Annotated in this window: 11 protein-coding genes; 6 read left to right on the plus strand and 5 right to left on the minus strand. The window is 49.1% G+C overall.

Annotation, left to right across the window (positions count from 1 at the left end; translation table 11 throughout):
* Positions 1-47 precede the first annotated feature (47 nt).
* From thrA to thrC, 3 genes are read left to right on the plus strand one after another with little or no spacing between them, the layout of a single operon-like run.
* Positions 48-2,507, plus strand: a complete 2,460-nt coding sequence (gene thrA / locus R2X38_RS21940; protein ID WP_317524487.1) for a bifunctional aspartate kinase/homoserine dehydrogenase I — start codon at positions 48-50, stop codon at positions 2,505-2,507.
* Position 2,508: 1 nt separating this feature from the next.
* On the plus strand, positions 2,509-3,465 hold the full coding sequence (gene thrB / locus R2X38_RS21945) for a homoserine kinase (RefSeq protein WP_317524488.1): 957 nt from the start codon (positions 2,509-2,511) through the stop codon (positions 3,463-3,465).
* Between the two features lie 2 nt (positions 3,466-3,467).
* Entirely contained in the window at positions 3,468-4,751 is a 1,284-nt protein-coding gene (gene thrC / locus R2X38_RS21950) for a threonine synthase (protein ID WP_317524489.1), read from the plus strand.
* 77 nt (positions 4,752-4,828) lie between these two features.
* Here thrC and R2X38_RS21955 read toward each other — a convergent pair whose 3' ends face one another.
* The 3 genes from R2X38_RS21955 to grcA all read right to left on the minus strand — a co-directional run bounded on the left by R2X38_RS21955 (position 4,829) and on the right by grcA (position 8,101).
* Positions 4,829-6,031 carry a dicarboxylate/amino acid:cation symporter gene (locus R2X38_RS21955; RefSeq protein ID WP_317524490.1) on the minus strand — a complete coding sequence of 401 codons (1,203 nt, stop codon included), beginning with the start codon at positions 6,029-6,031 and terminating at the stop codon, positions 4,829-4,831.
* Between the two features lie 274 nt (positions 6,032-6,305).
* Positions 6,306-7,481 (minus strand): dicarboxylate/amino acid:cation symporter, encoded by a 1,176-nt coding sequence (locus R2X38_RS21960; RefSeq protein ID WP_317524491.1) that lies wholly within the window; start codon positions 7,479-7,481, stop codon positions 6,306-6,308.
* Between the two features lie 242 nt (positions 7,482-7,723).
* Positions 7,724-8,101, minus strand: coding sequence for an autonomous glycyl radical cofactor GrcA (gene grcA / locus R2X38_RS21965; RefSeq protein WP_317524492.1), 378 nt, complete (start codon positions 8,099-8,101; stop codon positions 7,724-7,726).
* A 547-nt stretch (positions 8,102-8,648) separates the two neighbouring features.
* Here grcA and nfo point away from each other — a divergent pair.
* The gene (gene nfo / locus R2X38_RS21970; protein ID WP_317524493.1) at positions 8,649-9,512 is read left to right on the plus strand and encodes a deoxyribonuclease IV; all 864 of its coding nucleotides are present in this window, start codon (positions 8,649-8,651) and stop codon (positions 9,510-9,512) included.
* A gap of 1,003 nt (positions 9,513-10,515) precedes the next feature.
* Here the strand turns inward: nfo and R2X38_RS21975 are convergent.
* Entirely contained in the window at positions 10,516-11,037 is a 522-nt protein-coding gene (locus tag R2X38_RS21975; protein WP_317524494.1) for a phage regulatory CII family protein, read from the minus strand.
* Between the two features lie 368 nt (positions 11,038-11,405).
* On the opposite strand from R2X38_RS21975, the gene ung reads away from it, so the two are divergent.
* Both ung and R2X38_RS21985 read left to right on the plus strand, forming a co-directional pair.
* Entirely contained in the window at positions 11,406-12,080 is a 675-nt protein-coding gene (ung, locus tag R2X38_RS21980; RefSeq protein ID WP_317524495.1) for a uracil-DNA glycosylase, read from the plus strand.
* 123 nt (positions 12,081-12,203) lie between these two features.
* A complete protein-coding gene (locus R2X38_RS21985; protein ID WP_317524496.1) occupies positions 12,204-12,740 on the plus strand; it encodes a hemerythrin domain-containing protein in 537 nt (178 codons plus the stop codon).
* Between the two features lie 78 nt (positions 12,741-12,818).
* On the opposite strand, the gene R2X38_RS21990 is transcribed toward R2X38_RS21985, so the two are convergent.
* Positions 12,819-13,001, minus strand: a complete 183-nt coding sequence (locus R2X38_RS21990) for a DUF3545 family protein (protein WP_039467101.1) — start codon at positions 12,999-13,001, stop codon at positions 12,819-12,821.
* Positions 13,002-13,539: the final 538 nt, after the last annotated feature.

A 13,539-nucleotide genomic window follows, 5' to 3' on the forward strand; every position in this document is an offset into this window, starting at 1 on the left:
GCAAAAAGTCGCCGGGGGCACGTTTTAGGAAGTTGTGGGAGTAGGGAATGCGAGTATTAAAGTTTGGTGGTTCATCGTTGGCCGATGCTGACCGGTTTTCTCGGGCAGCGGATATTATCGCCAATAACGCCCAGCAGGGGCCGGTTTCAGTGGTGCTGTCGGCACCGGGTAAAGTCACCAATAAATTGGTGTCAGTGATTGAAAACAGTATCCAGTTTGGTGAGGCGGAAGCACAATTGGCCGATCTGGAAGCGGTGTTCAATGAACTGCTGTCGGGGCTAAAAGAGGTTGAGCCTGGCTTTGACAAGGAGGCATTGGAGGCCAAATTGGCGAGCTCGCTGGGTCAGCTGAAGCAATACGTTCACGGTATTAAATTGTTGGGCCTCTGCCCTGACAATGTCTATGCCAAAATCATCAGTAAGGGTGAAAGGCTGTCTATCGTTATGATGCAGTCGCTGCTGCAGGCCAAAGGTCACCAGGCTAGTCTGATTGACCCTGTGGAGTACTTGCTGGCACAGGGTGATTACCTCGAGGCCCACGTTGATATTGAAGCCTCTACCCAGAACTTCCGTCAAAACCCTCTGCCGCAGGACCATGTCAATATCATGCCGGGCTTTACTGCCGGTAACGAAAAAGGCGAGTTGGTCACCCTTGGCCGTAATGGCTCGGACTATTCGGCGGCGGTACTGGCAGCTTGTCTACGTGCCGAATGCTGTGAGATCTGGACTGATGTCGATGGTGTTTACAGCTGTGATCCTCGTTTGGTACCGGATGCCCGTCTGCTCAAATCACTGAGCTACCAGGAAGCGATGGAGCTGTCCTACTTCGGTGCATCGGTTCTGCACCCGAAAACCATTGCTCCTATCGCTCAATTCCACATTCCATGCCTTATCAAAAACAGCTTCAACCCGCAGGGAGCTGGCTCGCTGATTGGTCTTGATACCGGTGAAGATAAACTGGATATCAAGGGGATCACTACCCTGAAAGATCTGACCATGGTCAATGTGTCGGGTCCGGGAATGAAAGGTATGGTTGGTATGGCCGCCCGTGTGTTTGGTGCCATGTCATCGGCCGGTGTGTCGATTGTATTGATCACCCAGTCTTCGTCGGAGTACAGCATCAGCTTCTGTATCGAGAGCGAGGACAAACTGGCAGCCCAGCGAGCCCTCAAGGACCACTTTGAGCTGGAGCTGAAAGAAGGCCTGCTTGAGCCGGTTGAATTTATGGATAACGTCGCGATCGTGACCTTGGTTGGCGACGGTATGCGCACCTCCCGTGGTGTGGCTTCGCGCTTCTTTACCTCGCTGTCTGAAGTGGACGTCAATATCGTGGCCATTGCCCAGGGTTCTTCCGAACGTGCAATTTCTGCAGTGATCCCAGACGACAAGATCTCCGAATCGGTCAAGGCATGTCACGAGAACCTGTTCAACAGCCAGCACTTCCTTGATGTCTTTGTGATTGGCGTCGGGGGCGTCGGTGGTGAGCTGGTGGATCAGATCCAGCGCCAGCAGGCGAAACTGGCCGAGAATGGCATTGTGATCCGGGTATGTGGTTTGGCCAACAGCAAGGGTTTGCTGCTAGACAGCAACGGTCTCCCGCTGGAGAACTGGCGTGATGCGATGGGCCAGGTTTCCGAACCTCTGAGCCTTGCGCGTATGATCCAGCTGGTGAAACGTAACCACGTGATCAACCCAATTGTCATTGATTGTACGTCAGACCAAGGCATTGCCGAGCAGTATGTTGACTTCCTGTCTGCAGGCTTCCACGTGATCACCCCGAACAAGAAAGCAAATACTGCCAGCATGGCTTACTACCAGCAGCTGCGTCAGGCTGCGCGCTCAATGCGCCGTAAGTTCATGTACGACACGACAGTCGGTGCTGGCCTGCCGGTTATCGAAAACTTGCAGAACCTGATGGCGGCCGGTGATGAACTGGAGCGTTTCTCAGGTATTTTGTCTGGTTCGCTGTCCTTTATCTTCGGCAAGCTGGACGAGGGAATGAGCTTTAGCGAGGCGACGACGGTTGCCCGTAACAATGGCTTCACCGAGCCGGACCCGCGTGATGATCTGTCGGGGATGGATGTTGCCCGCAAACTGCTGATCCTGGCCCGTGAAGCCGGAATGGCGCTTGAGCTGGAAGATGTGGTGGTCGAGCAGGCTCTGCCACCGGGTTTCAATGCCGAAGGTTCAGTTGATGATTTCATGGCGCGTTTGCCTGAAGCGGATGCCTACTTTGCCAATTTGATTGAAGAGGCAGCCAGCGAGGGTAAAGTGCTTCGTTATGTCGGTGAAATCAAAGACGGTAAATGTGCAGTGAAGATTGCCGCGGTCAACCCGGACGATCCTATGTTCAAGATCAAGGATGGTGAGAATGCGCTGGCTTTCTACAGCCGCTACTACCAGCCAATCCCATTGGTGCTACGAGGTTATGGTGCCGGTACAGAAGTAACAGCCGCAGGGGTCTTCGCCGACTTGATGCGTACGCTGGGCTGGAAATTAGGAGTGTAAGATGAGTGTAGTGGTTTATGCGCCGGCGTCGATTGGCAATGTCAGTGTCGGTTTTGATGTTCTGGGGGCCGCCGTGTCTCCTATCGATGGCACCTTGCTTGGCGATAGGGTATTGGCTGAGCAAGGCTCTCAGCCATTTTCTCTGAGCTGTGTCGGGGCGTTTGTCGATAAGCTGCCCAAGCAGGCGGAAGAGAATATTGTCTACCGCTGCTGGCAGGTTTTTGCCCGCGAGCTGGATAAGAAAGGGGCGGCGCTTAAACCTGTCGCCCTAACCCTGGAAAAGAACATGCCGATCGGATCGGGCCTGGGTTCCAGTGCCTGTTCGATTGTTGCGGCGCTCGATGCGCTGAACCGCTTTCATGACCAACCGCTCGATGAGACAGAATTGCTGGCCCTGATGGGGGAGATGGAAGCTGAGATCTCCGGTAGCTTGCACTACGACAATGTCGCCCCGTGCTATTTGGGCGGGCTGCAGTTTATGGTCGAAGAGCTGGGGATCATCAGCCAGTCGGTGCCATGCTTCGATAACTGGTACTGGGTCATGGCGTATCCGGGCATCAAAGTGCCGACGGCAGAAGCCCGCGCTATCTTGCCATCCCAGTACCGCCGTCAGGATGTAATTGCCCATGGCCGTTACCTGGGCGGCTTTATCCATGCTTGTCATTCTGGTCAACCTGAGCTGGCAGCAAAAATGATCAAAGATGTGGTTGCTGAGCCATACCGCGAGCGTTTGCTGCCTTGTTTTGCCAAAGCGCGGCAGTATGCGCTGGAAGCTGGGGCTCTGGCTAGCGGGATCTCCGGCTCGGGGCCGACGATGTTTACCGTGTGCGATGACCTTGAAGTCGCAAAACGTATTGCACGATGGTTGCAAGATCATTATGTTCAGAATGAAGAAGGATTCGTCCATGTCTGTCGTTTGGACGGGCAGGGCTCAAGAGTAACAGGAAGTGAGCTGTAACCATGAAGCTATATAACCTAAAAGATCACCAAGAGCAGGTTTCGTTCGGCCAGGCAGTACGCCAGGGGCTGGGAAGCAACCAGGGCTTGTTTTTTCCTGCCGAGCTACCGGCTTTCGACAATGTGGATGCGCTGCTGGAGCAAGATTTTGTCAGCCGCAGTACGGCTATCCTGTCGGCATTTATCGGCGAGGAGCTAGCCTCTGAGACCGTCTCCCAGATGGTCGGCAATGCTTTCCAGTTCACCGCACCGATCAAGCCGGTCAAAGACGGGGTCTATGCCCTTGAGTTGTTCCATGGCCCGACACTGGCTTTCAAGGACTTTGGTGGTCGTTTCATGGCCCAGTCTTTGGCGGCGGTGTCTGAGAGTGACGGCAAAATCACAATTTTGACTGCGACTTCGGGTGATACCGGTGCGGCGGTAGCCCATGCGTTCTATGGCATGGATAACATCAAGGTGGTGATCCTTTACCCTAAGGGCAAGATCAGTCCGCTGCAGGAAAAATTGTTCTGTACCCTTGGCGGCAACATTTCAACGGTTGCGGTAAACGGCACCTTTGATGATTGCCAGTCGTTGGTCAAGCAAGCCTTTGATGATGCCGAGCTGCGTAAGGAAGTTGGGTTGAACTCTGCTAACTCTATCAATATCAGCCGTTTGCTGGCCCAGATTTGCTACTATTTCGAAGCCGTTGCCCAGCTGCCGAAAGAAAAGCGCGAGGAGTTGGTGATTGCAGTACCGAGCGGTAACTTCGGTAACTTGACAGCGGGTTTGCTGGCCAAAGCTATTGGCCTGCCGGTGAAGCGTTTTATTGCGGCAACTAACGTTAATGATACCGTGCCGCGTTACCTGCAAACTGGTAATTGGACACCGGAGCCAACGGTACCGACTATCTCCAATGCGATGGATGTCAGTCAGCCAAACAACTGGCCTCGTATCGAAGAGCTATGCCGCCTTAAAGGCTGGGGGCTTGAAGAGTTGGGCTATGGCGCCGTTAATGACGAGCAAACGGCTGAAACCTTGCGCGAGATGGAGCAGGAGGGTTACCTGTGCGAGCCGCACGGCGCGATTGCCTACCGCATTTTGAACGAGCAACTGGCTGAAGGCGAAACGGGCCTGTTCCTGTGTACTGCCCACCCGGCTAAGTTCAAAGAAGTGGTGGATGAGATCCTGGGCAAGGACATCGACCTGCCAGCGCCGCTGGCCAAGCACAATGCGATGGAGCTGCTGTCACTCGAGCGTGACAATGACTTCGAGCAGCTAAAAGCAGTACTGCGTAGCGTGCAGTAAGCTTTATATTACTTAAAAGAAACAAGGGAGCCGATTGGCTCCCTTTTTGTTTGGTATGCAGATGTCTAGGATATGGCTTAGGCGGTTTGCTCATTGCTGGTAGCTGTAGTTTCTGCTTCCATCACCTCACCGGAGGCAGTTTCATCGGCAAATTTGTCCACCCAAAGTGCCAGCGCACCGTCACCTGTGATGTTACAAGCCGTACCGAAACCGTCTTGTGCGAGGTGTAGGGCAATTTGCAGGCCGATCATTGCTTCAGTAAAGCCCATCATAGAGCCCAGCAGGCCAACCGCTGCCATGACTGCACCACCCGGAGCACCCGGCGCAGCAACCATGGTAATACCCAGCATTCCGATAAACGGCAGTGCTTCGATGAAGCTCGGAACGGTGGCATTACCGGTTACCAGGATAACCGCGACGCAGACAGAAGTGATACTGATCGCCGAGCCGGACATATGGATATTGGCACAAAGTGGTACCACGAAGTTGGCAATTGGCTTTTTCACTCCGTTTTGCTGGGTCTGGCGCAAGGTCACAGGCAGGCTGGCAGCAGATGACATGGTACCCAGCGCGGTAACGTAGGCAGGTAGCATGGTTTTCAGCAGCTTGAGCGGTGAGCGGCCAAGCAGTGCACCGGTGCTGATGAACTGGAAAGTCAGCCATAGCCAGTGCAGGGCGACAATCAGTACCAGCACCAGGGTGAATGTTTTCAGGGTCGAGAACACCGTGCCTTTAACCGTCATGTCGGCAAATACGCCGGCGATATAGAACGGCAGTGACGGTACCATCACCTTGGCCAGGAACAACTCGATGATGTCACGGCCTTCGTCACTCAGTTTGCGCAGGTGCTCGCTGTTGGTTGCTGTGATACCCAGGCCAAAGATAAAGGCCACGGCGAGGGCGGTCATGACCCCCATGACTGGCGGGATTTTCAAATCAATCAGCGGAGCCAGGGTGCGGGCTGCTTCGCTGACTTCAGCTGGGCTGTGCAGCATTGACGGCAGGATCTGCCCTGCCACCAGGTAAGCCATGGCACCGGCACCCATGGTTGACAGGTAGCTCAGGCCGACGGTTTTACCCAGCAGCTTGCCGGAGTTTTTCGGTAGGTTTGCGATCCCGCTGGTGACAAAGAAAAGGATAAGCAGGGGAATGGTGAAGCCAATCAGCTGGCTGATCAAAGCCTTCATGGTGATCAGGATCTGAACCAGCACATCGGGGGCAAACAGGCCGAAGAGAATACCGGCCAGAATGCCAGCAATGAGTTTTAAAATCAGTTTCATCGCCAATAGTCCTATTGAGGAAAATGGATAGTAGTCCGTAACAAAGCGGCGACGTTTTTACCATTACTTGGCGGCGGATGCCAAAAAAGAGGTGTTTTATGTGTTACATCGAGTGAAATAGTGATTTGCTTGGGTGCAATAACAGCATACCGATGCTTTTTTTGACATAAATTAAGGCGCATGAGAATGCTTGGTGATTGAAAAATGCCTCTGTGATATCGGTTTTATAAAAAAGGCAGGCTCACTGCCTGCCTTATCCGAGTTGGTTAGTGATTTAGACGTCTGCTTGTTCGATAGCCTGAGGTTGAGGCTGTTTGGCAAACTTGTTGACCCACAAGGAGATAGCACCGTCTCCGGTAATATTACAGGCAGTACCGAAGCTGTCTTGGGCCATATACAAGGCAATCATCAGAGCCAGTTCAGCTTCACCGAATCCCAGCATTGATGCCATCAGGCCGAGGGCGGCCATCACGGCACCGCCCGGTGCACCCGGTGCAGCAATCATTGTCACCCCGAGCATCATGATAAACGGTAGCATTTCAAGCAGTGATGGAATTGCAGTGTGCTGGCTGAGTGCCATGACCGCCGTCGAACAGGTCACTAAGGTAATGGTGGAGCCTGACAGATGGATGGTGGCACACAGCGGGATAGTAAAGTTGGCGATGGATTCATTGACACCATTTTCCTTGGTCTGGCGCAGTGTCACCGGAATAGTGGCAGCCGAAGACATGGTACCGACAGCGGTAAAATACGCCGGCATCATGTTCTTGATCAGCTTCAGCGGCGAATAGCCCAATGCCAAGCCTGTAACCGTGTATTGGATGGTGATCCAAAACCAGTGCATGAAGATAGCCAGTGCAAGTACCAGACCGAAAGTTTTCAGAGTCGAGAAGACGGTGCCTTCAGCGGCCATTTCGGCGAACACGCCAGCAATGTAGAACGGCAGGAGCGGGATAATAATGTTGGAAAGTAATAGGTCGATGATCCTGCGGCCGTCTTCGGCGATGGTCTTCAGCGGCTTGCTGTCAGTAATGCTGATCCCGAGGCCAAACAGGAAGGCTGTGGCCAGGGCTGTCATGACGCCAAACAGCGGTGGCACTTCAATGGTAATAAAGCTGGTGAGCTTGTCGGCACTGTCTGCTGCTGCGGTGACAGGCTCAGCCATACCGCTGATCACAGTACTGGCTACTATGAAAGCCAAACTACCGGCAATAATGGTTGAACCGTAGGATAGGGCCACGGTTTTACCCAGTAGCGAGCCGGAATTTTTTGGCAGGCTGGCAATGCCGCTGGTGATATAGAACAGGATGATAAGGGGAATGGTGAAACCGATCAGCTGCCCACCAAGGAGTTTGATAGTCAGCAAGACGCGGATTATGGCGTCTGGGGCGAAGAAACCAAGGAGGATACCGATCAAAATACCCGCGATAAGCTTGAGGATTAACTTCATGAACTGGCTCCGAAAATATTGTTATATAAAAAGCTCCATGTTTGTGGCATTGCCCGTGGATACAGACATTGGGTGGTAGGCAACGCTATGAATGTACAGTTTAATTAACATAAATACCTAATTTGTCGTCACATTTCAGATGATAATATAAACAGCATGCGTTGAGGGTGTTCGGAATGTGTTTCGGTAGGCATAAAAAAAACGGCACCCTTGGGCACCGTTTTTGCTAACAGGAGCTGTGATTACAGGCTGTTAGTGAAAGTACGTGCGATAACATCACGCTGCTGCTCTGTAGTTAGAGAGTTGAAGCGTACCGCGTAGCCAGATACACGGATAGTTAGCTGTGGGTATTTTTCTGGGTGCTTAGCGGCATCTTCCAGCGTTTCACGCTTAAGAACGTTAACGTTTAGGTGCTGGCCACCTTCGATCTTAGCCGGTGCTTCGATAGCAACTTCACGAGACTCGTACTCACCTAGATCAGCAGCAGGAACCACTTGGTCAGCTTCGAAACCAGCAGAAGCAGCAACACAGCGAGCTTCGTTAGTTTCAGTATCTAGCAGCCAGATTGAGTTTAGTAGGTCATCGTTAGCTGATTTAGTGATTTGAATACCTTGGATCATGACTTTCTTCTCCGTTTTAAGACTTATCTCTTATGACCTAACCCCTGAGGTTTAAGCCTGATTTTGCAAAATTATGACTATTGAAAAATACGACCGAATTTCGGTTTTATGAGTAAGTGAAGCCATGTGAGCAAAAAAGCTTCAACCGCCATAAGCCATATTTTTTAGTAGTTATAATTCGCAATCACCGCTAAAGAGAATGTCGTTAGTTTTTTCGGTTTTCTTGTTGAGTTGCGTATTATATATCTCGATGGTGTCAATTGTGTATTGATTTAGATCAAATTACAACAAAAAACCTTAAATAAATTCAGGCTATTTTATTGAGCTAGGTCAACTAAGCCGCATATTTATTGGTGTTTAACTAATATTTTATCATTTAAAAAATATTTGAAGCGATCATTTGTAGTAAAATTACATCAATATGACAGGTGTCTTCTATCTAACCTCGCGGAAAATGTGCGCTTGCCCCGATCAATCTGTAAGCGTTGACGTTGATAAATAACGTACAATCCGTGCTTAAAATGCAAACCTTCAGAGTAGTAAAAAGATGAAATTAATTGGTGCGCACGTATCCGCTGCCGGCGGTGTACACAACTCGCCAGAGAATGCCCACAAGATTGGTGCCAATGCCTTTGCCTTGTTTACCAAGAACCAGCGCCAATGGGCGGCCAAGCCGTTGGAGCTGGATGTAATAACCGCGTTCAAGGCCCGCTGCCAGCAATATGGCTATACCCCAGAGGCCATCCTCCCCCATGACTCGTACCTGATAAACCTTGGTGCGCCTGAGAGCGAGAAGTTGGAAAAGTCACGCAACGCGTTCATTGACGAAATGGTTCGCTGCCAGCAATTGGGTCTGCATTTGCTGAACTTCCACCCGGGCAGCCATTTGAAAAAGATCCCCGAGGGCGAGTGCCTGTCCTTGATTGCTGAATCTATCAATATGGCGCACCAAGCCGTGCCGAATGTGGTGGCGGTGATCGAAAACACCGCAGGGCAAGGGAGTAACCTCGGTTGGCGCTTCGAGCAGCTGGCCAGTATTATCGAACAGGTTGAGGACAAGTCGCGGGTCGGGGTGTGTATCGATACCTGCCATGCGTTTGCTGCCGGCTACGATTTGCGCAGCGAAACCGCGACGGACAAGACGTTTGCTGAATTTGACCAAGTTGTCGGGATGCAATACCTACGCGGCATGCACCTCAATGATTCGAAAGGCGGCTTGGGCAGCCATCTTGACCGTCACCACAGCTTGGGTGAAGGGGAGATTGGTTGGGATTGCTTCCGTTATCTGATGCAAGACAGCCGTTTCGACAATATTCCGCTGGTGCTGGAAACCATTAACCCGGATATCTGGCGGCAGGAAATTGCTACGCTGCGCTCGTTTATCCCTGAATCGGTATCGGTAACTCAGTAACCCTCAGAGAGCCGCCTTGGCTTGTATGATTTGTCCTACAATGGGGCAGGTTTCACCAAGGTGGGGCGGGGATAAAAAGATCAATCATAGCGGGTTTGGTGTTAAAGTCTTGAAAGTAAATGACTTTAATCTAGTCCCCAATGTTGGCATTAAGTTTTCATGTTTATACCCAGTGGTTAAGAAACAGGGTAGGGAAAATGATGAACAGCGAAATGATGATATTGAGTTACGGGATCTCAAGGTTGCCGCAGGCCCACCGCCATATCCAGGGACGAGGCCATTGGCGAACGCCAGTAAATCCAAAGGGTTGTTGTCGTGAGCACCAACAACCTTGTTCCAGAACGCCGTGAATTGGTTAGTATAACAATCGCATAAATACGTTTTCAGCATGCCATTAAAGTGCCGGTCTTGAGCCTCTCTTGTTTTCTTGGGGTGGGTCGGGGGAGTCGCTTTGATGGTGTGTATCGGTTTTAGTTATCTCGGGTATGCCAATCATGTACTCACTACTTGCCCCCTTAATCTCCCCTGCAAGCACCTAACGACCGGATGTGAATTGCACAAGCCTGTTCACGTACTTTTCATTTCTGAATTCCGTAATATCTATCTCGTCAGCAATCATTGTTGAATAATAAAGATAGTAAATTAAAAACTATCCTTATTAAAAATTAAAATAAAAAGTAGTGGTATTATCATGAAATGTAATCATAGTCGTATTTATCGTATTAAAAGAACATTGGTTCAACGTATCTTTTATAAAGAAATTCACCGTTGTTACCATTGTGGTGAGTTTATTAAAATTTAATGAAATTAAGCCAACTATTAAATAGTAAGTTCCACAAAAACAGGTGTTATTTTAGCTAACACGAGGGGAAGGTTTTTAAAAAACATTTAAAATAAAAGGGAAACTGAAGGTTTTAAGGGAGGGATAACCTGAAATAACGCTATATAAAATTAAGGGGGAGTCTTAATCGCGACTCCCCTGTTTAACGAAAATGATATTAAATCATTTAATCACGACGCGGTTTTCACAAGCAAATTCAAGCATGTCCCTTAACTTTATCATCGCTTCAATATCCTGATTCATTTCTTTCTTGATATCTTCAAGCTCGTTCTTACTCACTTTGCCATCGATCAGTGCGTCTCGGATTTCGTGTTGAACATCACCACGCTCTTTATCCCAATTCATCCATGCATTCAGTACATTACGGTATGTAATATCGTGATCGTTCTCCCTCTCAAAGCGTTCGCATTTGAGATTGAACAGCTTCAGCATTTCTTCAATTACATAGACGTGCTTTTCATTTTTTTGCAACACGAGCAAAGTCAATAAGAATTCATGAATGGTTAACTGGTGATTTTCTTGACTTGGGTTTACTTTATTGGAAAATGTTCTTGCGCTTAACTTCTTTCCACTAATGTCAATAATTTGGTTGAATATATTTTCAATCCCAACCTCTTTCATTTGAAGGTGAAGTACACGTGTAAAACTATCAAACGGACATTCTTTGTTCACTTTATTACTCACGAATTCCAACAAGGAATATAAATCATTCCTAGATGTTTATTTAACATAAAAACAGTAAGGTTATCTAATGACTTAAATATTATTAGTTGGTGATTTTATTTAGTTAAGCATTGATTTTAATTTATAATTAATATTATTTAAAGGGTTTATATTCATCCTGAGGTGAAAATTTTGCTTTGATTATTCCTTATATTTCATCGGGCATCCTACAACTAGCTATCCAAACATAAATACTGATTTAATGCCATGTCAATATCAGGAGGCTATTTTCCTTGGCGTCCTTTGTTGGCTATCAAGAAGGTAAATCATGCAAGACTCTGCTGCTTGGGTATACAATAGATGCCGTCATATTGATTGAGGAGCAGAGAATGAGCCCGGTATTGAGCTGGCAAGACGTGATTGACGCGGAGCGCCAGAAACCCTATTTCCAGCAGGTTGAACAGTATGTTGCCGCCGAGCGATCGGCGGGCAAGGTGGTTTACCCGCCGCAGGAAGATGTGTTCAATGCATTGGAAGCAACACCGCTGTCGGAGGTCAAAGTGGTGATCCTCGGGCAGGATCCCTACCATGGCCCCGATCAGGCTCATGGCTTAAGCTTTTCGGTCCGTCCCGGCGTAAAAGTCCCGCCATCTCTGGCCAACATGTACAAGGAGTTGGTGGCAGATATCGATGGTTTTGTCCCGCCATCCCACGGTTATCTGCAGAGCTGGGCCGAACAGGGAGTATTGCTACTTAATACCGTGCTGACGGTGGAGCAAGGCAATGCCCATTCCCATGCCAAGATAGGCTGGGAAACATTTACCGACCGTTTGATCGAAGTGATCGACCAGCACTGTGACGGCGTGGTTTTCCTGCTGTGGGGGGCTCATGCCCAGAAGAAAGGCAAGAAAATTGACACTGAGCGCCATCATGTACTGCGCTCCGCCCACCCATCACCACTGTCTGCATATAGAGGCTTCTTTGGTTGTAAGCACTTTTCACAGACAAATCAGCTATTAAACCAGATGAATAAACCGACGGTTAATTGGTTGCTGGAAGATTAATCTTAAATTGTCAAAATGTGTAGAGAATGTGAATTATCTGCGCGTTAAATAACCAGGATCAAGGTGGTTTTTTCTATCCTTGCATACACTTACAGTAATGGAGATGACTGGGAGGTTTATGCAATGATGCTTGATGACATTCACACTGAACATGGTTATATCTGCCGGCTGTTGAAGATCCTTCAACAGAAGCTTACAGCAATACGTAACGGGCAAGAGGTCAATTATGGCCTGATCAAAGATATTGTTGATTACCTGCAGAGTTATGCCGAGAGCTGCCACCACCCTAAAGAGGATGTGCTTTACCGCTACTACCAGCAGCATTACTCCGAGCATGCCGGTGAAGTCGAAAGCCTGGAGAAAGAGCACGAAGAGTTGGCAAGGCTGACCCAGGAGTTTGCCGACACGGTCGAGATGATATTGATGGATGCAGTGATCCCGCTCGATGTGTTTGCCGACAAACTCAATGCTTTTGTTGTCCGCCAATACGCCCATCTGGAATTTGAGGAGAAGCATATTCTCCCTTTGATCCGTTCGCATTTTACCCAAGAAGATTGGCTAGCGGTGTCACAGCAGTACCAAGAATGCGATTGCGATCCATTGTTTGGCGGGCAGGTCACCGAGCGATACCGCCACCTTGCCGAGCGGCTACAAGCTTAGCCGTTCGGTACGTGTAAATTGCTACATAAAGAAAGAGCCGGCATATGCCGGCTCTTTGGCAGATCATTGCTTGTTGAGTTAGAAATCAAGATCGTCGTCTGATAAATCCTTGAACATATCAATATCAGCCAGTTCACGGCGCAGTCTCTGCCTGTCTTTCAGCGCTTCAATCTCACGCCACTTGCGTTTCACAGGCTTGCTCCGGGAACCACGTCTTGGTGTTTCAGTTGCAAGAATGTCATCGAATGCATAGCTGTCCATAGAGCACCTCTTCCTTACAATCGGTCCTATTTAAATATCATAGCAAGCAACAAAATGAAATTGATGTGTTTCGCAAATGTTACCCATTGATGAAGTTTTGATGTGCGTAAGATCGCAATGTCAAACTGGTTGTATAAAAAAGCGGCAAGATAGCCGGTGCTATGGCTTGCGGGAATGGGATGAAAAAGCAGAATATCGGCCCTAATTTCGCCAGCGAAATGCCAGATAAGCAATATTCATGGCTAGGATATTGATTTTTGCTGGTTATCTTTGCATGATCATCAGCCATCTGCAGTTATACCAAACAAGGTCCTGTCAGCAGGTGGCACTTTTCTCATGCCTCTTGTTAACATCATGCCAACATAATAGCTGCGTCTGATAGCGGTCTGTGAATACAGGGAAATCCGTCGCTGTCTTTTACCACATAATAAAACTAAGGTTGTAGTAACTGTTTTGCTTACCCGCAAACTTGCGTCAGGTTGGCAAACGGGCTGTGCCGATATTTTCTGGTTGCGGTCGATGAGACCGGCAATCAGCT

It is taken from the genome of Photobacterium rosenbergii (assembly GCF_033022775.1).
Taxonomy (GTDB): domain Bacteria; phylum Pseudomonadota; class Gammaproteobacteria; order Enterobacterales; family Vibrionaceae; genus Photobacterium; species Photobacterium rosenbergii_A.

What these genes read in the sequence shown, in the direction of transcription:
- thrC (WP_317524489.1), top strand. Translation starts at nt 3,468, where the DNA reads ATGAAGCTATATAACCTAAAAGATCACCAAGAGCAGGTTTCGTTCGGC.
- thrB (WP_317524488.1), top strand. Translation starts at nt 2,509, where the DNA reads ATGAGTGTAGTGGTTTATGCGCCGGCGTCGATTGGCAATGTCAGTGTC.
- ung (WP_317524495.1), top strand. Translation starts at nt 11,406, where the DNA reads ATGAGCCCGGTATTGAGCTGGCAAGACGTGATTGACGCGGAGCGCCAG.
- R2X38_RS21955 (WP_317524490.1), bottom strand. Translation starts at nt 6,031, where the DNA reads ATGAAACTGATTTTAAAACTCATTGCTGGCATTCTGGCCGGTATTCTC.
- R2X38_RS21990 (WP_039467101.1), bottom strand. Translation starts at nt 13,001, where the DNA reads ATGGACAGCTATGCATTCGATGACATTCTTGCAACTGAAACACCAAGA.
- R2X38_RS21985 (WP_317524496.1), top strand. Translation starts at nt 12,204, where the DNA reads ATGATGCTTGATGACATTCACACTGAACATGGTTATATCTGCCGGCTG.
- R2X38_RS21960 (WP_317524491.1), bottom strand. Translation starts at nt 7,481, where the DNA reads ATGAAGTTAATCCTCAAGCTTATCGCGGGTATTTTGATCGGTATCCTC.
- grcA (WP_317524492.1), bottom strand. Translation starts at nt 8,101, where the DNA reads ATGATCCAAGGTATTCAAATCACTAAATCAGCTAACGATGACCTACTA.
- thrA (WP_317524487.1), top strand. Translation starts at nt 48, where the DNA reads ATGCGAGTATTAAAGTTTGGTGGTTCATCGTTGGCCGATGCTGACCGG.
- nfo (WP_317524493.1), top strand. Translation starts at nt 8,649, where the DNA reads ATGAAATTAATTGGTGCGCACGTATCCGCTGCCGGCGGTGTACACAAC.